The organism is Thioclava sp. JE_KL1, from assembly GCF_009296265.1.
Taxonomy (GTDB): domain Bacteria; phylum Pseudomonadota; class Alphaproteobacteria; order Rhodobacterales; family Rhodobacteraceae; genus Thioclava.
Map to the genome: position 1 here is coordinate 497,957 of NZ_WBJS01000003.1, position 20,408 is coordinate 518,364.

A 20,408-nucleotide genomic window follows, 5' to 3' on the forward strand; every position below is an offset into this window, starting at 1 on the left:
TCAGAAATCGGCGGTGGCGGGGTCCGGCCCAATGCGGCCTTCCGCGCTGTCGATATCCTTGATTTGCGCCATCTCATCCTCGGTCAACTCGAAATCGAACACGTCGATATTCTCGCGCATCCGCTCGTGATTAGCGGATTTCGGGATCGTCACGCAGCCCAGCTGAATCTGCCAGCGCAGCGTGACCTGCGCCGCCGATTTGCCGTAGCGCGCTGCGATCTCGGTCAGGATCGGGTTCGAGAGCGCCTCGCCCTGCCCCAGCGGCGACCAGCATTCGGTGGTGATGCCGAGCTTCTCATGCGCAGCGCGCTGGTCGGCCTGCTGGAAGCGCGGATGCAGCTCGATCTGGTTGATCGCGGGCGCCTCGCCGGTCTCTTCGATCAGGCGCTCGAGATGGTCGGGCAGGAAGTTCGACACGCCGATCGCGCGGATGCGGCCCGCGTCGCGCAGCTCGATCATGGCCTTCCACGCCTCGACATATTTGTCCTTCGCAGGCATCGGCCAGTGGATCAGGTAGAGGTCGAGATAGTCGAAGCCCAGCTTGCCCATCGTTTCGTCGAAGGCGCGCTTGGTCTCGTCATAGCCCTGCCGGTCGTTCCAGAGCTTCGAGGTCACGAAGATGTCTTCGCGCGCCACGCCGCTTTGCGCGATGCCGCCGCCCACGCCCGCCTCGTTGCCGTAAGCGGCGGCGGTGTCGATATGGCGATAACCTGCATCGAGGGCATTCTGGATGATTGCGGGCGCATCGGCATCGTCCATTTTCCAGATGCCGAGGCCAAGCTGCGGGATTTTGATGCCGTCATTGAGGGTGAGGGTCGGAACGCTCATGGTCGATCTCCTGTATACCTGTTGGGTTGGACAACAGCTTAGGGCGGCGCGGCGTTCCGGAAAGGCGCTCACGGGGTAGTGAAAGGCGCCGGGGATTGGCCCGGGGCTGGCACGCCCCGGGCCTTACGCCCTTACTCTCCGCGCGGGAAACGTTTGTTTTCTTCCAGCACGTTAAGGTCCATGTGATTGCGCATATAGGCCTCGGAAGCTTTCTTGAGCGGCTGGTAATCCCACGGATACTGGCCGCCCTGGCTGAGCGCCTCGTAGACGACCCAGCGCCGCGCCTGACTGGCCCGGACGTCCGCGTCGAAACGATCCAGATCCCAGCGCTGAGCTGCCTCTGCCTTGAGCGCGGCATAGGCCTCGGCATGGGCGGGGTCGCCCGCGAGGTTGGTCAACTCATGCGGATCGGCCTCGACGTCGAAAAGCTGATCGGGATCGAGCTTGCACAGGTTCAGCTTGTAGCGCCCTTTGCGCAGGCTCACGAGCGGCGCGTAAGACGCCTCGGCGGCATATTCCATCGCCACCGACTCTGCACGGGGCTCGCGCTTGGCCTGCGGCAGCAGCGAATGCCCGTCGAGCCAGGGCGCGATCTCGTCGAGCGAGATACCAGCCAGATCACACAGCGTCGGCGTGACGTCGATCGTCGAGACCGGATCGGAAACCAGCCCCGGCTCCAGCCCCGGAGCAGAGATCATCAGCGGAACGCGCGCCGAGCCCTCGTAGAAGCTCATCTTGAACCACAGCCCCCGCGCACCCAGCATGTCGCCGTGATCGGAGACGAAGAGGATCGTGGCCTCCTGCCGGGTGTCTTCGACCACCTGCAACAGCTCGCCGATCTTGTCGTCGAGATAGGACAGGTTCGCGAAGTAGGCGCGGCGCGAGCGGCGGATATCCTCGGTGGTGATGGTGAACTCGCGCCAGTCATTGGCGTCGAAAATCCGCTTCGAGTGGTTGTCCTGCTCCTCGTAGGGGATCGTGCCGACCTCGGGTTCGAGATGGTCGCAATCCTCGTAGAGATCCCAGTATTTCTTGCGCGCGACGTAGGGGTCGTGCGGATGGGTGAAGCTGACGGTGAGCATCCACGGGCGCGTATCGTTGCCGCGCGCCAGATCGTAGAGCTTCATCTTCGCCTCATGGGCGACGTTGTCGTCATATTCCATCTGGTTGGAAATCTCGGCTACCCCTGCCCCGGTCACCGAGCCCATATTGTGATACCACCAGTCGATCCGCTCGCCGGGTTTGCGATAATCCGGGGTCCAGCCGAAATCGGCGGGGTAGATATCGGTGGTCAGACGCTCCTCGAAGCCGTGAAGCTGGTCGGGGCCCACGAAATGCATCTTGCCCGAGAGGCAGGTCTGATAACCCGCCCGGCGCAGGTGGTGCGCATAGGTCGGAATGTCAGAGCGGAACTCGGCTGCGTTGTCGTAGACGCCCGTGGTCGAGGGAAGCTGGCCTGACATGAACGCCGCACGCCCCGGTGCGCATAAGGGCGAGCCGGTATAGGCGTTCTCGAACCGCACGGAACGCTCGGCCAGCTTGCGCAGGTTGGGCGTGTGCAGCCACTCCGCCGGACCATCGGGAAAGAGCGTCCCGTTGAGCTGGTCGACCATCAGGATCAGGATATTCGGGCGCGGCTTCCTGTCGTCCTTGGCGGCGGTTTCGAGGTCAGGCATTGCAGCGCGCTCCTTTTATTGATCCACGGGTCAATAACCCCTGTAGCGATCCGGAGCGGGGGAACGCAAGGGCAAGCAGGTCGCGCGGAAGTGGCTCTTGCCCGATCAGGCGGCCGCGATGATCCGGGCCTCGTGGCGCTTCAGGCTGGGACGCGCGGCGAGGTAGCTTTCGACTTTGCCGTCCAGTTCCGGAAACAGCGCAAGCAATTCGGCCCGTTGCGCCTGATCCATATCGTTCATCGTCGCCTGCCCCGGCTGGAAGCTCTCGGTCCAGAGCCCGTCGGAGAAAACGATTTCGTGATTGTCGAACATCACGTGGATATAGGTGACCGCCTCGGCCTCCTCGTCGATCTCGATCCCCGGCAACCCGACAAGATGGCGCGCGGCAGCCAGCACCTCCGGCTCGCCCGCGATCAGCTGCGCGCGCGGCCCGGTCAGCAGGATGCGGTGCTGCGGCGAGACGCGCATCTCGCGCTCGGGCTGGTTCGCGCCCAGCGCGCCCGGTGCGATCTTGATAGAGCGGAATTCAGGCTTCGCCAGCAACTCTGCAGCACTGAGCGCGCGGGTGCCGATCCAGCGGATGGTCTGAAAGCCGCTGTCGCGGGTCAGAACGTGGTCGCCAACCTGCAGGGTCTCGACCGCGCGAGCGCCGCTATGTGTCGCGATCAAGGTGCCCGGCGTGAAGCAGGGGATGACCTTTTCGATATTCGAGAAGTTGACCGTGCCGACGACCGCGCCATTGCCGTCGAAGAAATCGATCGTGCCGTTTTCCGGGTTCGCCGCGTCGCGATGTACGGCGACATTGTCCCAGCCCCAGTCGCTAAGGTCGATGATGTCGAAATCGTCGCCCGTCTCCGAGCCGTCGATCGTGTCGCCGGGGACGAGGTCGATGAACGTATCGGCGTCCGCGCCGCCGATAAGAAGGTCACCGCCGCCGCCCGAGAGCGTATCGTTGCCCGCTTCGCCGTCGAGCTGATCGCTGCCAGCGCCGCCCTGCATGACATCGTTGCCGTCGCCGCCATAGAGCGTGTCATTCCCGGTGCCGCCGACGAGACTGTCATTGCCTGCGTCGCCGTAAAGCGAGTCGTTGCCCGATCCGCCCAGCACGGTGTCGTTGCCGGTGCCGCCGTAGAGGATGTCATCCGCGCCCGCGCCGTCAATATAGTCGTCGCCGCCATTGCCGTAGAAGACGTTGGTGTAGCCATCCGTCGGGTCCGAGGAGGCGCCGTCGAAGCCGATCAGCGTGTCGTTGCCCGCCGAGCCGTAAATCCCGTCGACGCCACTGAGCGTATCGCCCGTCGCATCGCCGCCCGTGGCCGTGCCCGCGCCGAGGTTGATGTTCACCGCGCTGCCGGAATCGCTGTAATCGGCATAGTCCATGCCGGTTCCGCCCGACAGGATATCGCCGCCCGCACCGCCATGCAGCGTGTCATTGCCCGTGCCGCCATCGAGCGTATCGGTCCCAGGCCCGCCATCGAGCGAGTCGTTGCCCGCACCGCCGATCAGCCGGTCATTCCCGCGGCCGCCGATCAGCGTGTCGTTCCCGATGCCGCCATCGAGCCAGTCATTATCCGCGCCGCCATCGAGGGAATCGTTGCCGTCGTTGCCGGTGAGTATGTCGTTTCCGCTGCCGCCGAGGAGCGTGTCATTGCCGGTGCCGCCGATCAGCGAGTCGTTGCCCGACCCGCCATCGATCGAATCGTCGCCCGTACCGCCATCGACCGTGTCGTTTCCGAGCCCGGCCAGCACGGTATCGTTGCCGCCATAGGCGCGGATGTAGTCGTCATTGCGGCTACTGCCCGCAAGGCCCGCATCGTTATTGTCCACGCGGTCGGAGCCATTCGCGATCGGCTCGACGTAGTTCACGTCGATGCGGTCCGCCCCGTCGGTGCCGTCGACATAGCCATCGTCGAAGCCGGTGACGTAGCGATCCTGTGCGAGGTTCGCTCTATCGTCGCTGATCACGCGCCCGATGGTCATCGACTGGATCGGCTTGGCCTCATATGCCGCCGTGGTCGCATCGTTGGACATCTCCGGTGCCAAGAACAGGTGGCCCGAGGTGGTCTGAACGAGGACTGACTGGACGGTCGCCGTCGTGCCGTCCCTATAGGTGAGGGTAGTTTCGTAAACGACGAGGCTGTCGAAGGTGAAGGTCGCAACGCCGTTACCGATATCCGTTCGGATATTGTCGTTCGAGTCTGCGTTTCGGGTATCGAGAGCGCCAGACGCCCCGCCGTTATCGATGAGCGTCGCTTCGGTGATATTGCTGAAGAGAGGATCGGTCGAATCCCCAATCGTCATCCCTTCGAGGACACGCGAGTTTTCGACCTTCCAGTTCGACTCGTCGGGATCGAGATCAAAGGGAGTCCCATTTTGATCGACAAGTTGCCCCAGATATATCCAGTTGAACGTCGTGGCCATGTCGCCGCTGCTTTACCTTGTTACTGTCGGACAGGCCCGCGAGGGACCGGTCTCCGACTTTCGAAGACTGTGCAAAAATATCGGGGCCTATGACGTGGCTGCTCGATTTTTATAGTTACTGGTACGCTAACAAGGCCCTCATTTGGCGCGGGTTCGTGATCCCGGCGCGGCGCAATTTGGGCGAAATGGGGGCTTTCCGGGCGGAGCGACACGCATAGGGAGAGTCGCTCCGACAGAGCCGAGAAGATGCGGAAATTTCGGCGAAAAACTGGTAGGCCCGGCAGGACTTGAACCCGCAACCAAGGCGTTATGAGCGCCCTGCTCTAACCAATTGAGCTACAGGCCCACCATTGGGTATTCCTCTAGTCAGGCCGCGCGCGGGCGTCAAGAAAGCGCGCGCACCTATCCCCTTCGACGTTGCGGGGCGCGTGCGGTTACGCTAGGGCTTCGGCCAAGAGTTTACTTGCCGGAGTACGCCGCGATGACCGAGAAAAAACAGGGCCTCACCTATGCCGATGCGGGCGTCGATATCGACGCGGGCAATGCATTGGTGGACCGGATCAAACCCGCAGCCAAGCGCACGCAGCGCTCGGGCACGATGTCGGGTCTCGGCGGCTTCGGCGCGCTGTTCGATCTGAAGGCGGCCGGTTACAACGATCCGATCCTCGTCGGCGCGACCGATGGCGTGGGCACCAAGCTGCGCATCGCAATCGATACTGGCAATGTCGACACGATCGGCATCGACCTCGTGGCGATGTGCGTCAACGATCTGGTCTGCCAAGGTGCGGAGCCTCTGTTTTTCCTTGATTATTTCGCGACCGGCAAGCTCGAGCTCGATCAGGCCGCGCGCATCATCGAGGGCATCGCGGAAGGCTGTGCGCAATCGGGCTGCGCGCTGATCGGCGGCGAGACGGCAGAGATGCCGGGCATGTATTCCAAGGGCGATTTCGACCTCGCGGGCTTCGCGGTCGGCGCGATGGAGCGGGGCACCGACTTGCCCGCAGGCGTGGCCGAGGGTGACGTGCTTCTGGGCCTCGGCTCGAACGGGGTGCATTCCAACGGCTATTCCTTCGTGCGCAAGGTGGTCGAGATGTCCGGCCTTGGCTGGGACGCGGACTGCCCCTTCGGTGAGGGCGCGCTTGGCGAGGCACTGCTGGCGCCCACCCGGCTTTACGTCAAACAATGCCTCGCGGCGGTGCGCACGGGCGGCGTTCATGCGCTGGCCCATATCACCGGCGGCGGCCTGACCGAGAACCTGCCGCGCGTTCTGCCCGAGGGCATGGGGGCGACGATCGACCTCGACACGTGGGAGCTGCCCGGCGTGTTCCGCTGGCTGGCCGAGACCGCCTCGATGGAAGAGCGCGAGCTGCTGAAGACCTTCAATTGCGGCATCGGCATGATCGTCGTCGTCGCGGCGGACAAGGCCGACGAGATCGCCGCCCTGCTCGGAGGCGAAGGCGAGAGCGTCACCCGCATCGGCACCGTCACGTCCAATGCGGGCATCGCCTACGAGGGCGCGCTGCTGTGATCCGTGTCGCGATCCTGATCTCGGGCGGCGGCTCGAACATGGTCCGACTGGTCGAGAGCATGGCAGAGGACCACCCTGCGCGGCCGGTGCTGGTCGCGTCGAACGACGCACGGGCGTCGGGGCTGGAGAAGGCCGCGCGGATGGGCGTACCGACCGCCGCCATCGACCACCGCCCCTATGGCAAGGATCGTGCCGCCTTCGAGGCCGAACTGCTGAAACCGATCCTCGCCGCGAAGCCCGATATCCTCTGCCTTGCGGGCTTCATGCGGGTGCTGACGCCGGAATTCGTCGCGCAGTTCGAGGGCCGGATGCTCAACATCCACCCCTCGCTTTTGCCGAAATATCCCGGACTGCATACGCATAAACGCGCGATCGAGGCGGGCGATGCGGTGGCAGGCTGCACGGTGCATGAGGTGACGCCGGTGCTCGATGACGGGCCGATCCTCGGTCAGGCGCGCGTTCCGATCGAACCGGGCGACACGCCCGACGATCTGGCGGCCCGCGTGCTGGTGCAGGAACATCGCCTCTATCCGGCGGTGCTGCGCCGCTTCGCCGAGGGCGACCGCACGCCCGTTTTTCTTTAAGCGTCTTTCTGTAAGCACGCTCACGCCGAAATGCGCCTCATCCGCTTGCGAGCGGCCGTCGCTTCGCGCATGACTGACGCATGGAAACGACCCCGGATACGGCCCCGCGCGGGCGCATGATCGCCCCCGACCTGATCCGGGCCGTGGCGCTGATCGGCATGGCAATCTTCCACCTGACCTACGATCTCGAGAATTTCCGCTTCCTGCCGCGCGGGACGGTCTTCCATCCGGCCTTTCTCGATTTCGCCCGCGTGGTCGCCAGCACCTTCATCTTCATGGCCGGCGCCAGCCTTGTGCTCGCCCATCGCCACGGCTTCCGCGCCGCCCCGTTCTGGAAGCGGATCGGCAAGGTGGTGGTCGCGGCGGCGCTGGTGAGTGCGGCGACTTATGTGATGATGCCGGAGTATTTCATCTATTACGGCATCCTGCATTCCATCGCGGTCAGTTCGCTGATCGGCGCCGCACTTCTGTTCCTGCCTTGGATACTGCTGGCCGCGCTTGGCGTGATCGCGGTCTGGGTGCATCTGAACTACGCCTTCGAGATATTCAATCACCCGTGGCTCTGGTGGCTGGGGCTGTCGACGAAGTGGCGCCCTTCGATGGATTTCGAGCCGGTCTTCCCGTGGATCGGGCCGTTCCTGATCGGCATGGGCGCGGCGAAACTGCTCGACCGGCTGGGCTATTGGAAACGGGCTGCGCGCTACCAGCCCGATCAGACGCGCGGCGCGATGAAAGTCGCGCTGTTTGCGGGCCGCCACACCCTGCCGATCTACCTGATCCACCAGCCGGTGCTCTACGGGCTGACCTGGGCCGCGTACCTCCTGCAGCACTGAAACTGGCGCTTCTGCCACGCAAACCGGGCCGCAACACGCGCCACCCTTCCCTTTTGCCCCATGAAGGTCTAGGGAATTTGCACCTGCGCGGGATGAGCCCGCACCGAATTGAAAGCGCGATATGCAGACCATTACCACGACCGAGGCCCTCGCGGCCTTCTGCGAAAAGGCCAAGCAAGAGCCCTACGTCACCGTCGACACCGAATTCCTGCGCGAGCGGACCTACTGGTCCAAGCTGTGCCTCGTGCAGATGGCGCTCCCCAATCATGGCGAGACCGAAGGCGAGGCCGTTCTGGTCGATCCGCTGTCCGACGCGCTCTCGCTCGAGCCGCTCTACGATCTTTACCGCCACAAGGAGACCGTGAAGGTTTTCCACGCGGCCCGGCAGGATCTGGAGATTTTCTTCACCGACGCGCAGGTCTTCCCCGATCCGCTGTTCGACACGCAGATCGCCGCGATGGTCTGCGGCTTCGGCGAGCAGGTGGGCTACGAGACGCTGGTGCGCAAGATCGCCAAGCAGTCGCTCGACAAGTCCTCGCGCTTCACCGACTGGTCGCGCCGTCCGCTGACCGAGGCGCAGAAGAAATACGCCATCGCCGATGTGACCCATCTGCGCGTGATCTACGAATTCCTCGACGAACAGCTGAAGAAAACCGGCCGCGATGCCTGGGTCGAAGAGGAAGAGGCGGTTCTGCTGAACCCCGAGACCTATATCAACCGCCCCGAAGAGGCGTGGAAGCGCGTGAAGACGCGGACCAATTCGGGCCGCTTCCTCGCCATCGTGCGCGAGCTGGCGCAGTTCCGTGAGGGCTATGCCCAAAACCGAAACATCCCGCGGAGCCGTATCTTCAAGGATGACGCGCTGCTGGAGCTGGCCTCGACCAAGCCCTCGTCGATCGAAGAGCTGGGCAAGTCGCGACTGCTGCTGCGCGAGGCCCGCAAGGGCGAGATCGCCGAGGGCATCCTGACGGCGGTGCGCGAAGGGCTGGAGATGCCCAACGAGAAGCTGCCCCGCCCCGACAATCAGGCCCAGCAATTGCAGGTCGACACCGCGCTTGGCGATCTGCTGCGGGTGCTGCTGAAAGCGAAATCGCAGCAGGCAGGCGTCGCCGCGAAGCTGATCGCGACGTCCTCCGATCTGGATCGCATCGCCGCTGGCAAGCGCGACGTGGCCGCCCTGCAGGGCTGGCGCGCGGAGGTCTTCGGCACTGACGCGCTGCGTCTGGCTAAGGGCGAAGTGGCTTTGACCGCCGATAGCGGCGCGGTGAAGCTGATCGACGTGTAAGGACACCAGAGGGCTGCGCCTGACCGCCGGGTGGGCGCCCCCTTCTTTGGTGGTCTTCGCTTTATCCCTGAAAGTTTCGGAGGCTTTCAGTGCGCGCGCTGACACCCCACAAGCGCCCGCCCGAGGGGGCGGTCGGGCGCTGCGCGGGCCGCTGTCGCGGCTGATCCGGGCAAGACGACAAGAAAAAGGCCCGGGTCGCCCCGAGCCTCATCTCAATCAACTGAAGTGACGATCAGCGCGCGACGGACCGCGCGTTGGAAGCGCCCTGCACGACGATCTTGCGCACGCCCTGCAGCTTGTAAGTGCTCAGGAACGCAGCCGCCGAGACCTCGCGCGACTGCGGGGTCATCACCCGGCGCGCATCGGGGCTTTCAGCGGGCGGCGGCGAGACCATGAAGACATAGGTCACCGTGCCGTTCTCGTCCGGCGCACCGCCATTCAGCGGGACCAGATCGGTATCCCAATAGCCTTGCGTCGGCGGCAGGCCCATCGCGGTGATGATCGCGCCCGAGGGGATCTTCTCGACCGAGAGCGAGGAAACCTGCGACACCTGCTGCTGGTTCGGCTTGCCGACCTTCACGGGGTAGCCGCCGCGCGGGGCGAGTGTCTCTACCGGTGCGGCCGTGTCGCGCCCGAACCAGTTGAACGGGTTGAGCTTGCTGTCACGGATTGTGCCGCAGCCTGCGGTGGTGAGCGTCAGGGCAAGTGCCGCGATCAGGGCTTTGTTCATGATGGCTCCGATACTGTCCCGGGTCTGGACCCGGATTTGTGGTAGCCCATTGTAGCGCTTTTGAAAAGCCGCGTCTGGACCCTCGGGCGCGAACCCGTTACCCAATAGGCAATTCCCTGTCCGTAGGAGCGAGTGACCATGGCCCGCGAAGCCTTTGAAGAGATTGCCGAGACCTTCGAATTTCTCGACGATTGGGAGGACCGCTACCGTCATGTAATCGAACTGGGCCGCGAATTGCCGCCTCTGGACGACGCGGTGAAGGTGCCCGCGACCAAGGTGGAGGGCTGTGCGAGCCAGGTCTGGCTGCTGCCCCGGATCGAGGGCGAGGGCCCGCAGGCGACCTTCGATTTTCAGGGAGAGAGCGACGCGATGATCGTGCAGGGGCTGATCGCGATCCTGCATGCGCTTTATTCCGGACTGACGGTCGAGGACGTCCTGAAGGTGGACGCACCCGCCGAGCTGGGCCGTCTGGGCCTGAACGACCACCTCTCGGCGCAGCGCTCGAACGGGTTGCGCGCGATGGTGGAACGGATTCGCAAGCTGGCCGGTGAGGCCGTGGGGGCGTAAGGCCCTAGGTTTTCTACTTAGCGACAGAGGGACGCGCCCGAGCCTCGGGTGGGCGCGTTGCAACGCATGTGGCTGGGCGGTTTATCTCGCAAGCCCGCACGACCTCCATACCCGCGCCGACATCGCCAATGCGCCCTCCCGGGGGGAGGGTCGGGCGCGGCCCGGGGCTGGTCGCCCCGAGCCAGTCACCCCAAACGAAAATGGCCGGTCCATCGACCGGCCGTTTCCAATTTTCCTGCCCTGCCGATCAGTCGATCAGCGGCAGCAGTTGGTTCACCGAGTCCTTGGCGTCGCCATAGAACATCCGGGTGTTCTCTTTGTAGAACAGCGGGTTCTCGATGCCCGAATAACCGGTGCCCTGACCGCGCTTCGAGACGAAGACCTGCTTGGCCCTCCACACTTCCAGAACCGGCATGCCAGCGATCGGCGAGTTCGGATCTTCCTGTGCGGCGGGGTTCACGATGTCGTTCGAGCCGATGACGATCACCACGTCGGTATCGGGGAAGTCCTCGTTGATCTCGTCCATTTCCAGGACGATATCGTAAGGCACCTTCGCCTCGGCCAGCAGCACGTTCATGTGGCCCGGCAGACGGCCCGCGACCGGGTGGATCGCGAAGCGGACTTCCTTGCCTTGGCTGCGCAGCTTGCGGGTCAGTTCCGACACCGCCTGCTGAGCCTGCGCCACCGCCATGCCGTAGCCCGGCACGATGATCACGCTATCGGCGTCGCGCAGAGCCGAAGCCACGCCATCGGCGTCGATCGCGATCTGCTCGCCCTCGACTTCCATCGCGGGACCGGAGGTGCCGCCGAAGCCGCCGAGGATAACGCTGATGAACGAGCGGTTCATCGCCTTGCACATGATGTAGGACAGGATCGCACCCGAGGAGCCGACCAGCGCGCCGACCACGATCAGAAGATCGTTGCCCAGCGAGAAGCCGATCGCCGCCGCGGCCCAGCCCGAATAGGAGTTCAGCATCGACACCACGACCGGCATATCGGCACCGCCGATACCCATGATCAGGTGGTAGCCGATGAAGAAGGCCAGAAGCGTCATCGCGATCAGTGCCCAAGCGCCTGCCCCGTTGATGAACAGGATCAGCAGGATCACCGAGAGGATCGCGGCGCCTGCGTTGAGCATATGCCCGCCCGGGAGCTTGGTGGCCTTCGAGGTCACCTTGCCCGCGAGCTTGCCGAAGGCCACGACCGACCCGGTGAAGGTCACCGCCCCGATGAACACGCCGAGGAACAGCTCGACGCGCAGGATCGACAGCTCGACCGGCGTCTTATGCGCGATCAGAGCGGCAAAGCCCTTCAGCGCGTGCTGTTCTTCCACGCCCATCGCGCCGACGCGCGCCATCTCGATATAGGCGTTGTAGCCCACGAAGACGGCGGCGAGACCGACCAGCGAGTGCATCGCGGCCACAAGCTGCGGCATTTCCGTCATCTGCACCCGGTTCGCAACGAACCAGCCGATGATGCCACCGGCCGCGATCAGGATGACCGAGAGAAGCCACAGGCCCGAACCCGGGCCGATCAGCGTCGCCAGAACCGCAAGGCCCATGCCGACGATGCCATACCACACGGCCCGTTTCGCGCTTTCCTGCCCCGAGAGGCCGCCCAGCGAGAGGATGAAGAGAACTGCCGCGACGACATAGGCGGCGGTCGAAAATCCGTTTTCCATTACGCTCTCCCCCTCTTACGACTTCTGGAACATGGCGAGCATGCGCCGGGTGACCATGAAGCCACCGAAGATGTTGATCCCGGCCATGAACACCGACAGCGCAGCGAGCAGGATCACGAGCCACGAGCCCGATCCGATCTGCAACAGCGCGCCGAGGATGATGATCGACGAGATCGCGTTGGTCACAGCCATCAGCGGCGTGTGCAGCGAGTGCGAGACGTTCCAGATCACCTGGAAGCCCACGAAACAGCTGAGCACGAAAACGATGAAGTGCTGCATGAAGCTGGCCGGCGCCACGAGGCCCACGCCCAGAAGCACGATCGCGCCCACGGCGAGCAGCGTCACCTGATTGCGGGTCTGCGCCTTGAAGGCGGCGACCTCATTGGCGCGCTTTTCCTCCGGCGTCAGCTCCTTGGCCTTTTCCTTCGGCTTCTGCGCCGCGATCGCGGCCACCTTGGGTTTCGGCGGCGGGAAGGTGATCGCGCCCTGATAGGCGACGGTCGCGCCGCGGATCACATCGTCTTCCATGTCATGAACGACGACACCGTCCTTCTCGGGCGTCAGGTCCGTCATCATGTGACGGATGTTCGTCGAGTAGAGCGTGGAGCTCTGCGTCGCCATGCGGCTCGGGAAATCGGTGTAGCCGACGATGGTCACGCCATTGTCGCTCACGATCTTCTGGTCCGGCACGGTCAGTTCGCAGTTGCCACCGCGCTCGGCGGCGAGGTCCACGATCACCGAGCCCGGCTTCATCGCCTCGACCATGTCCTTCGTCCACAGCACCGGGGCGTCGCGGCCCGGGATCAGCGCGGTGGTGATGACGATGTCGATATCGGGCGCCAGTTCGCGGAATTTCGCGAGCTGGGCTTCGCGGAACTCCGGCGAGGACGGCGCAGCATAGCCACCCGTCTCGGCGCCGTCTTTCGCAGCCTCCTCGAAATCGAGATAGACGAACTCGGCGCCCATCGACTCGATCTGCTCGGCCACTTCGGGACGCACGTCGAACGCGTAGGTGATCGCACCCAGCGAGGTCGAAGCGCCGATCGCGGCAAGACCCGCGACGCCTGCGCCCACCACGAGCACTTTCGCCGGCGGAACCTTACCTGCCGCCGTCACCTGCCCGGTGAAGAACCGGCCAAAGTTGTTGCCTGCCTCCAGCACCGCACGGTAGCCCGCGATATTGGCCATCGACGACAGCGCATCCATTTTCTGCGCGCGCGAAATCCGCGGGACCATGTCCATCGCGATCACGTTCGCACCGGTCTTCTCTGCGGCTTTCAGAAGCTCTTCGTTCTGGGCCGGGTAGAAGAACGAGATCAGGGTCTGGCCGGGCTTGAGGCGCTTGACCTCTGTATCGCTCGGCGGACGCACCTTGATGACGAAATCCACCTCTTTGAACAGCGCGGCGGCGGTCTTGATGACGGTCACGTTCGCGGCCTCATAGGCCTCGTCTGTGAAGCCGGCCCGGACGCCTGCCCCGGTCTCGATGAAACACTCATGGCCCAGCTTTTGCAGCTGCAAAGCCGAGTCGGGCGTCATGGCGACCCGCGCCTCGCCCTCGAAAATCTCCTTTGGAGCTCCGATTTTCACTCTAACTCCCCCTTGGATAGCGGTGCGTTTAGCCGATGGCCTGCGCACCCGGAATCTTGCGTCGTACTCCTTAGCATCGCGCAATAATGTTTCACAAGCACCGATGGGCCGTAAAACCTTGTTAATCGGTCACGGCGCGCCTCACCGGTCCGTGTATACCATTGAATACCGAACTTTGGGGCTATTTTTCTTTTTATATTAGAGCCTTACCGGAACTTTCTTGCGCTGCGACCCGATTGCACCGTCATCAGCTTTTTTGACGGGCGCAGCACTTTGCCGCGGCTCGATCAGAGCCAGCGGCGGGTCCGGGCGCGGTAGGCGGTGTAAGCGTCGCCGAAATGCGCGGCGATCCGGGCTTCCTCGCCGAGAATGTAGCGCTGCGTGATGAACCACATGAAGACCGGCACCAGCAGAAGCCCCAAAGGCGCGTGCCAGATCAGCGCCAGCCCCGCCAGCACCAGCGCATCGCCGAGATAGATCGGGTTGCGCGACAGCGCGAAGACGCCGGAGGTCACGAGGTCCGACGGGTCACGGCGCGGAATGAAGGTGGTGCGGTGAAGCAGCATCTGCCCCACCGCGGCCAGCATGAGTGCAAGCCCAAGCGCGATCGCGATCATCCCGAGCGCGCGATCATAGCGAAACGGCATCGGCACGACCTGCCCGAGCCCCCAGACCAGCGCCGCGAACAGCACGAGCCAGAGCGGCGGAATGTCGATCTCGCGCAGAGGGTTCATCGCGCTGCTTACAGTTTGTAGACGGTGAGTTCAGGCAGATCGGTCAGCGGCACCTCGAGCAGGCGCAGCGCGGGCAGCGACACTTCCGAGCCCGAGCCAGCCGCCTTGCCCGACGGGATCAGCGTGACCTTCGCGGATTTGCCGGTCTTCGGGTCTTCGATCCGGCCGGGGGTCTCGCTTTTCACCAGCCCGGTCTTCACCCAGAAGCCCGGATCGGCCGGATCGCCAAGGCTCGCGATTGTGGTGCCAAGCTTGGTCTCGCCGCCCACGGGTTTCTTCGCCGCCTCTGCGCGCTGCTCCGCGGTGGTGGTATCAAGGGAATCGGCGGTTTTCGCACTCGGTTTCGGGATCGGGGCCGCGACCGGAGCGGCGGCGTCGGGGGCTGCCGTGGTCGCCGGGCCCGCGGCGTTCGGGCCGTTGAGTCCCAGCGTGGCGCAGCCCGCCATCGGCATCATCAGCGTGAGCGCCAGGATCGGGCGGGAGAGGGGTTTGCGCATTCGAAATCTCCTTAAAATTTCGTCGAGCCTATGCCCAGTCCGAGGCGACTGCCACCCCCCGCTCTGCGCCCTGCCCGCACGTGATCCACGCGACGACCCTTGCCGCCCCGCCCGCCGCGCCTTACTTTCCGAACCATGGATAACACGCCCCTCATCGACCCCTTCGCCCGCCCGATCGACTACTTGCGGGTGTCGGTCACCGACCGCTGCGATTTTCGCTGCACCTATTGCATGGCCGAACACATGCAGTTCCTGCCGAAAAAGGAACTGCTGACGCTCGAAGAACTGGACCGGCTCTGCTCAACCTTCATCCGCCTCGGCGTGAAGAAGCTGCGCATCACCGGGGGCGAGCCGCTGGTGCGGCGTGACATAATGACCTTCTTCCGCTCGATCTCGCGGCATCTGGAGACCGGCGATCTGCGCGAGCTGACGCTGACCACCAATGGCTCGCAGCTTGCGAAATTCGCCGATGATCTCGCGGCTCTGGGCATGAAGCGGATCAACGTCTCGCTAGATACGCTCGATGCCGACAAATTCGCGAAGATCACGCGCTGGGGCCGGCTCGAACAGGTGCTCAAAGGTCTCGAGGCCGCGAAACGCGCGGGTCTCAAGGTCAAGATCAACACCGTCGCGCTGAAGGGCTTCAACGAGGACGAGCTGTTCACCCTGATCGACTGGTGCGCGGCGGAAGGCTTCGATCTGACCTTTATCGAAGTGATGCCGATGGGCGAGATGGGCGACGATCTGCGGCTCGATCAATACTGGCCGCTCTCGGATGTGCGCAAGGCGATGGCCGAGCGCTTCACCCTGACCGATCTGGCGGAATCGACCGGGGGCCCGGCGCGCTACGTCCGGCTTGAGGAAAGCGGTCAGAAGATCGGCTTCATCACGCCGCTGACGCATAATTTCTGCGAGAACTGCAACCGCGTGCGGGTGACCTGCACGGGCGAGCTGTTCATGTGTCTGGGCCAGGAAGACAACGCCGATCTGCGCGCGCCCCTGCGAGCCAGCGAGGACGACGCGGCGCTGGAAGCCGCGATCCGCGAGGCGATCTCGCGCAAGCCCAAAGGCCATGATTTCGACTATTCGCGCCAGACCGTCTCGGGCCAGATGTCGCGCCACATGAGCCATACCGGCGGCTGAGCCTCACCAAACCTGCGTCGGCTACGCGCTCGGCGCAGGTCTCAGGCAACTCACGCGAATTTGGTGGCGCGGCCTACCTCCGGCGTGACCCAAATCAATGCATAGGGCCAGACCGTCTGGCAGGCTCCCGACAAAGAAAGGGAGCCAAACCAATGTATTCCAACATTCTCGTGCCCGTCGCCTTCGACGAGGATCACAACCCCGACGCCGCAATCAATGTCGCGCGGGCGCTGGCAGGCGACGGGGCGCGCATCACCTTGCTGCATGTGATGGAAGACGTCCCCGCCTATGCGATCAATTACATGCCCGAGGGCTATGCGGAGGAATTGCACAAGACGTTGGAGCATGACCTCGCCACGCGCGCGGCGGAGTTCGACGCTGGCGCCTGGGCGATCGTCGAAGGTCAGCCCGGCCATGAAATCCTGAACTACGCCGAACATATCGGGGCCGATTGCATCGTGATCGCGTCGCACCGCCCGGGCTTTGGCGATTACCTGATCGGCTCGACCGCCGGGCGTGTCGTGCGCCATGCGAAATGCGCGGTGATGGTGATGCGCTGAGGCTCACTCGGCAGGCAAACGCGCCTCGACCATCCCGACGAACCAGCTTGCACCCGCAGGCAGGATCGCATCATTGAAATCATATTCCGCGTGATGGAGCGGCGCGCTGGGGCCATTGCCGATGAAGCCATAGGCCCCGGGGCGCACCTCCAGCATATAGGCGAAATCCTCCGCCCCCATCATCGGGTCGACGTTGCGATCGCAGGTGCCTGCCACGGCCTCGGCCACCTGCGCTGCGACCTCGGCCGCCGCCGCATCGTTACGCGTGACGGGATAGCCGCGCCGGTAATCGACCTCGGCCGTCGCGTCATGGGTCGCGGCCACCCCCTGCGCGATCTCGCGCAGGCGGCGCTCGGCCAGATCGCGGGTCTCGGCACTCATCGTGCGCACCGTCCCGCCAAGGCTCACCGAATTGCCGATCACGTTGAGCGCTTTCGAGTCGGTCTCCAGCGTCGTGACCGACAGCACGATCTCCTCCAGCGGATCGGTCGCGCGGGACACGATGCTTTGCAGCGCGAGGATCAGATGGGCGGAAATCGGCACCGGGTCGATCACTTCCTGAGGTTTCGCCGCATGGCCGCCCTTGCCGGTCACCACGATGTCGAAGAAATCCGCCGCCGCCATCATCGCATCGGGCCGGATGCCGAAACTGCCCGGCTCCATCCCCGGCATGTTGTGCAGCGCATAGACCTCCTCGATGCCGAAACGCTCCATCAGACCGTCCTCGATCATCGCCTTGGCCCCGGCCCCGCCCTCTTCGGCGGGCTGGAAAATCACCACGGCACGGCCCGCGAAGGCGCGCGTCTCGCAAAGGTATTTCGCCGCCGCCAGCAGGGTCGAAGTGTGCCCGTCATGGCCGCAGGCATGCATCTTGCCCTCGATCTCGGAAGCATGTTCGGCGCCGGTTTTCTCGCGGATCGGCAGCGCATCCATATCGGCGCGCAGCCCGACACAGCGCAGCCCACCTTGGCGTGCGCCCTGCCCTTCGATCACGCCGACAACGCCCGTGCGCCCGATCCCCTCGACCACCTCATCGCAGCCGAATTCGCGCAGCAGCTCGGCCACGCGCGCGGAGGTCCGCGGCAGATCGTAGAGCAGTTCGGGATTGCGGTGGAAATCGTGCCGCCATGCGGTGGCTTCCGTGTGCATTTCGGCAAAACGGTTCTTGATCGGCATGCTCGCTCCTTGGTTGCGCGCACCCTGCCTCGCCTTGCCGGTGGGTGCAAGCCGCGCTCAGCGGAAGGCCATCGGCAAGGAGTAGCTGTAGCTGGGTTTGCCCAAGCCTTGCGGCGCTGCGGGGAAACGACCCGCCCGGCGCACGGCGTCGAGCGCCGCCCGGTCGAGATCCGCATGGCCCGAGCTTTGCGCAACCGACACGCCGAGGAGCCGCCCGTCGCGCGCCACGGTCACGATCACGCCGACAACGCCCCGGCGCGCTCCCGCAGGCATGCGTTGATGGCGCGCGACACGGGCACGGATCTGGCCGCCCCAGCTGTCGATCAGCGCGTTGATCTGCCCCGCTGAAAGCGTCGCCGCCGGAGCCGCGCGCCGGTCGCCCGCCGCCCCTTTGTCGCCCTGCCCCTTCGCCTGCTGCTTCGGCTGGGCGGGGGCGGGCTGCGAGGCCTGTTTCTTCGCGGGTGCTTTGGGTTTCGGCTTCGCTGGTTTCGGTACAGGCGGCGTGGGCTTGGCTTCAGGTCGCGGCATGTCGGGCGGTGCGGGCTCGGCCTGTTCGGGCAGCGCCGCATCGGGCGCAGGTGGCGCGGCCAGCGTGGGGGCTGCGGCAGTCTGCGGCGCGGTCTCGACCGGCTCGGTCGGGGCTTCAGGCGCTTCGGGCGCGGTTGGAGCCTCAGGCTGCGTCGCCGCAACCTCCGTCTCGACCTCGGGCGGGCGCTCCCACTCGGCCACGCGCGCGGCCATGGACGGCGAAGACGGCGCAAGCGAGACGAGCGCGTCGCCCCCGTCGCCCGCCGATTGCGCCCCGCCCTCAGGCGCAGGCTCCCAGACCATCAGCACGCCCGCATGGACCGCCAAAGCCGCGCCGAGCGCGCCCGCGAAAGCCAGCCCGCGCAGCGTCATTTGCCCCGCACCACGAGTTTGAGATCGGTGAAACCGAGACCCGCTAGCTGCGGCATCAGCTTGGCCAGCGCGTCGCCGGGAAGCTTCCCATCCGCCCGCAGGGTCAGGCTGTCGGCGCAATCGCCGCAGTCCAAGCGCGCATCCTGCGCCGCCGCTCCCAGCGCCGCAATCGCCGCATCGCCGCGCGCCTTCCCATAGGCGATCTCGCCTTCGGAATTCGCGAACAGGACCAGCGCGCCGGGATCGGCCTTGCCCTCGCCCGAAGCCTCGGGTGGGGTGACCTCGAAGGGCGTCGGCTGGGCCAGCGTCGCAGCCAGCAGGAAGAAGATCAGCAGCAGAAAGACCACGTTGATCATCGGCAAAAGCGGCTCGGGCAAGCTGCGTCGAGGCGGATCGGTAAAAAGCCTCATGGCACCAGCACCAGATTGCTCAGCCCCGCGCCGCGCAACGCCTCGATCACCTGCGTCAGCGCGCTCAGATCGCCCTCTTTGGGACGTAGCACGACCGGATCGGAAGGCTGTTCCATCAGCGGCTGCAGCGCGCCTGCCAGATCGGAGAGCGCGACCACCTGCCCGTTCAGGCTGACCGTACCGCCTTCGCCCACATCGACCAGACGCGGCGGCCCGGACCACTCCGCGCCAGATGTGCCGCCGCCCAAGGTCAGGTCGAGCGTGCGCTCCACCCCAAAGCGCGAGGCGAGCATGAAGAACACCAGAAGCAGGAAGACCACGTCGATCATCGGCGTCAGTGCCGGGCGACGGCGGGGGCGCGCTTGACCGAAGGCGAACATCGCGCGCGCCTCACTCGGCGGCGGCGCGGGGCCGCTCGGTGAGCGTGGCGGGCGCGCGGGCGAAGATGCGGGTCGCGGCGTCTTCCATGTCGTGGCGCAGACGGTCGACCACCGCGTCGAAGCCCGACAGCGCGATCTGCGCCGGGATCGCCACAGCCATGCCCGCCGCCGTCGTCAGAAGCGCCTCCCAGATGCCGCCTGCAAGCGTCGCCGGATCGGCCTGAACGCCTGCCTCCTGCAAGGCGCGGAAGGCCGCGATCATCCCCGCGACCGTGCCCAGAAGCCCCAAGAGCGGGCCGATCACCACGGCCAGTTCCAGCGCCCGCAGCCCGGAGCGTGCGCGCGCCAGAAGATCGCGCGCGACGCGGCCCGTTTCGGCCTCGGCCCCGGCCCGATCGAGCTGCGGATCGCGTAGGCTCGCCATCGCGGCACGGGCCAGCTGCGCGCGCAACGAGCGCCGCCCCGCCAAAGCCGCCTCGGCCCCGTCGGGATCGCCTGCCGCCCAAGCCGCAATCGCCGCCTGGCTATGCGCCCCGCCCGACCACGCGCCGGCGGCCAGCAGATCCCAGATTTTCCAGATGATCACCGCGAGCGAGATCACGGACAGCGCCGCAATCGCCCACATCGCTGGACCTCCGAGCACGAGCGCATCGAACATGCGCCCCGGAAGAGCTCCGGAAATCTGAGCGGTGCCGTCCATCGCGCCCTCCAATGCACGCCCACAGGCGCGGTGAGGTGGTGCCGGCGGAGTGGGTTTGTCTCCCGTTGCAGGCACCGCATCGGCCCAACGCCTCAGCAAACACAGGGGTATCCACATTGCCGAGGCGAGGTCAACAGGTACCCTTTGTACTACGACCTGTTCTACGGCAGCGGAGAGCGGGTGAG

The 20,408-nt window shown here is 65.1% G+C and carries 20 protein-coding genes and 1 tRNA gene; 7 read left to right on the forward strand and 14 right to left on the reverse strand.

Features of this window, described 5'->3' with window-relative positions; translation table 11 throughout:
• The 4 genes from F8R15_RS07790 to F8R15_RS07805 form a co-directional block, all read right to left on the reverse strand.
• Nucleotides 1–828 (reverse strand): aldo/keto reductase, encoded by an 828-nt coding sequence (locus F8R15_RS07790; protein WP_152844181.1) that lies wholly within the window; start codon nt 826–828, stop codon nt 1–3.
• 131 nt (nt 829–959) lie between these two features.
• On the reverse strand, nt 960–2,504 hold the full coding sequence (gene betC / locus F8R15_RS07795; RefSeq protein ID WP_152844182.1) for a choline-sulfatase: 1,545 nt from the start codon (nt 2,502–2,504) through the stop codon (nt 960–962).
• A gap of 105 nt (nt 2,505–2,609) precedes the next feature.
• A complete protein-coding gene (locus tag F8R15_RS07800) occupies nt 2,610–4,925 on the reverse strand; it encodes a Hint domain-containing protein (RefSeq protein ID WP_253732454.1) in 2,316 nt (771 codons plus the stop codon).
• A 269-nt stretch (nt 4,926–5,194) separates the two neighbouring features.
• A tRNA-Ile gene (locus tag F8R15_RS07805) sits at nt 5,195–5,271 on the reverse strand.
• A gap of 135 nt (nt 5,272–5,406) precedes the next feature.
• Between F8R15_RS07805 and purM the strand changes: the two genes are divergently transcribed.
• From purM to rnd, 4 genes are all read left to right on the forward strand, one after another.
• The gene (gene purM / locus F8R15_RS07810) at nt 5,407–6,453 is read left to right on the forward strand and encodes a phosphoribosylformylglycinamidine cyclo-ligase (RefSeq protein WP_152844183.1); all 1,047 of its coding nucleotides are present in this window, start codon (nt 5,407–5,409) and stop codon (nt 6,451–6,453) included.
• Nucleotides 6,450–7,037, forward strand: coding sequence for a phosphoribosylglycinamide formyltransferase (gene purN, locus F8R15_RS07815; protein WP_078546504.1), 588 nt, complete (start codon nt 6,450–6,452; stop codon nt 7,035–7,037). Before purM ends, purN begins: the two co-directional genes overlap by 4 nt.
• 80 nt (nt 7,038–7,117) lie before the next feature.
• Entirely contained in the window at nt 7,118–7,870 is a 753-nt protein-coding gene (locus F8R15_RS07820; protein ID WP_152844184.1) for a DUF1624 domain-containing protein, read from the forward strand.
• A gap of 121 nt (nt 7,871–7,991) precedes the next feature.
• Nucleotides 7,992–9,155, forward strand: coding sequence for a ribonuclease D (gene rnd, locus F8R15_RS07825; protein ID WP_152844185.1), 1,164 nt, complete (start codon nt 7,992–7,994; stop codon nt 9,153–9,155).
• A gap of 232 nt (nt 9,156–9,387) precedes the next feature.
• On the opposite strand, the gene F8R15_RS07830 is transcribed toward rnd, so the two are convergent.
• On the reverse strand, nt 9,388–9,885 hold the full coding sequence (locus tag F8R15_RS07830; RefSeq protein WP_152844186.1) for a hypothetical protein: 498 nt from the start codon (nt 9,883–9,885) through the stop codon (nt 9,388–9,390).
• A 138-nt stretch (nt 9,886–10,023) separates the two neighbouring features.
• On the opposite strand from F8R15_RS07830, the gene F8R15_RS07835 reads away from it, so the two are divergent.
• Nucleotides 10,024–10,452, forward strand: a complete 429-nt coding sequence (locus F8R15_RS07835; protein WP_152844187.1) for a SufE family protein — start codon at nt 10,024–10,026, stop codon at nt 10,450–10,452.
• 247 nt (nt 10,453–10,699) lie between these two features.
• Here F8R15_RS07835 and F8R15_RS07840 read toward each other — a convergent pair whose 3' ends face one another.
• The 4 genes from F8R15_RS07840 to F8R15_RS07855 form a co-directional block, all read right to left on the reverse strand.
• Entirely contained in the window at nt 10,700–12,133 is a 1,434-nt protein-coding gene (locus tag F8R15_RS07840; RefSeq protein WP_152844188.1) for an NAD(P)(+) transhydrogenase (Re/Si-specific) subunit beta, read from the reverse strand.
• A 15-nt stretch (nt 12,134–12,148) separates the two neighbouring features.
• A complete protein-coding gene (locus tag F8R15_RS07845; RefSeq protein WP_368731019.1) occupies nt 12,149–13,723 on the reverse strand; it encodes a Re/Si-specific NAD(P)(+) transhydrogenase subunit alpha in 1,575 nt (524 codons plus the stop codon).
• 287 nt (nt 13,724–14,010) lie between these two features.
• Nucleotides 14,011–14,457, reverse strand: a complete 447-nt coding sequence (locus F8R15_RS07850) for an isoprenylcysteine carboxylmethyltransferase family protein (protein ID WP_253732456.1) — start codon at nt 14,455–14,457, stop codon at nt 14,011–14,013.
• An 8-nt stretch (nt 14,458–14,465) separates the two neighbouring features.
• Nucleotides 14,466–14,954, reverse strand: coding sequence for a D-galactarate dehydratase (locus tag F8R15_RS07855; RefSeq protein ID WP_152844190.1), 489 nt, complete (start codon nt 14,952–14,954; stop codon nt 14,466–14,468).
• A 135-nt stretch (nt 14,955–15,089) separates the two neighbouring features.
• On the opposite strand from F8R15_RS07855, the gene moaA reads away from it, so the two are divergent.
• Both moaA and F8R15_RS07865 read left to right on the forward strand, forming a co-directional pair.
• The gene (moaA, locus tag F8R15_RS07860) at nt 15,090–16,097 is read left to right on the forward strand and encodes a GTP 3',8-cyclase MoaA (protein WP_078599362.1); all 1,008 of its coding nucleotides are present in this window, start codon (nt 15,090–15,092) and stop codon (nt 16,095–16,097) included.
• A 152-nt stretch (nt 16,098–16,249) separates the two neighbouring features.
• Complete coding sequence (locus F8R15_RS07865) at nt 16,250–16,657, forward strand: universal stress protein (protein ID WP_152844191.1); 408 nt, start codon at nt 16,250–16,252, stop codon at nt 16,655–16,657.
• A 3-nt stretch (nt 16,658–16,660) separates the two neighbouring features.
• On the opposite strand, the gene F8R15_RS07870 is transcribed toward F8R15_RS07865, so the two are convergent.
• From F8R15_RS07870 to F8R15_RS07890, 5 genes are read right to left on the reverse strand one after another with little or no spacing between them, the layout of a single operon-like run.
• Complete coding sequence (locus F8R15_RS07870) at nt 16,661–17,833, reverse strand: M20 aminoacylase family protein (protein ID WP_152844192.1); 1,173 nt, start codon at nt 17,831–17,833, stop codon at nt 16,661–16,663.
• A gap of 57 nt (nt 17,834–17,890) precedes the next feature.
• Nucleotides 17,891–18,733 (reverse strand): energy transducer TonB, encoded by an 843-nt coding sequence (locus F8R15_RS07875; protein WP_152844193.1) that lies wholly within the window; start codon nt 18,731–18,733, stop codon nt 17,891–17,893.
• The gene (locus tag F8R15_RS07880; RefSeq protein ID WP_152844194.1) at nt 18,730–19,143 is read right to left on the reverse strand and encodes a biopolymer transporter ExbD; all 414 of its coding nucleotides are present in this window, start codon (nt 19,141–19,143) and stop codon (nt 18,730–18,732) included. Before F8R15_RS07880 ends, F8R15_RS07875 begins: the two co-directional genes overlap by 4 nt.
• On the reverse strand, nt 19,140–19,523 hold the full coding sequence (locus tag F8R15_RS07885) for a biopolymer transporter ExbD (protein WP_152844195.1): 384 nt from the start codon (nt 19,521–19,523) through the stop codon (nt 19,140–19,142). Before F8R15_RS07885 ends, F8R15_RS07880 begins: the two co-directional genes overlap by 4 nt.
• Nucleotides 19,524–19,533: 10 nt before the next feature.
• Nucleotides 19,534–20,223: a MotA/TolQ/ExbB proton channel family protein gene (locus F8R15_RS07890; protein WP_253732458.1), complete on the reverse strand. Its 690-nt coding sequence runs from the start codon at nt 20,221–20,223 to the stop codon at nt 19,534–19,536.
• Nucleotides 20,224–20,408: the final 185 nt, after the last annotated feature.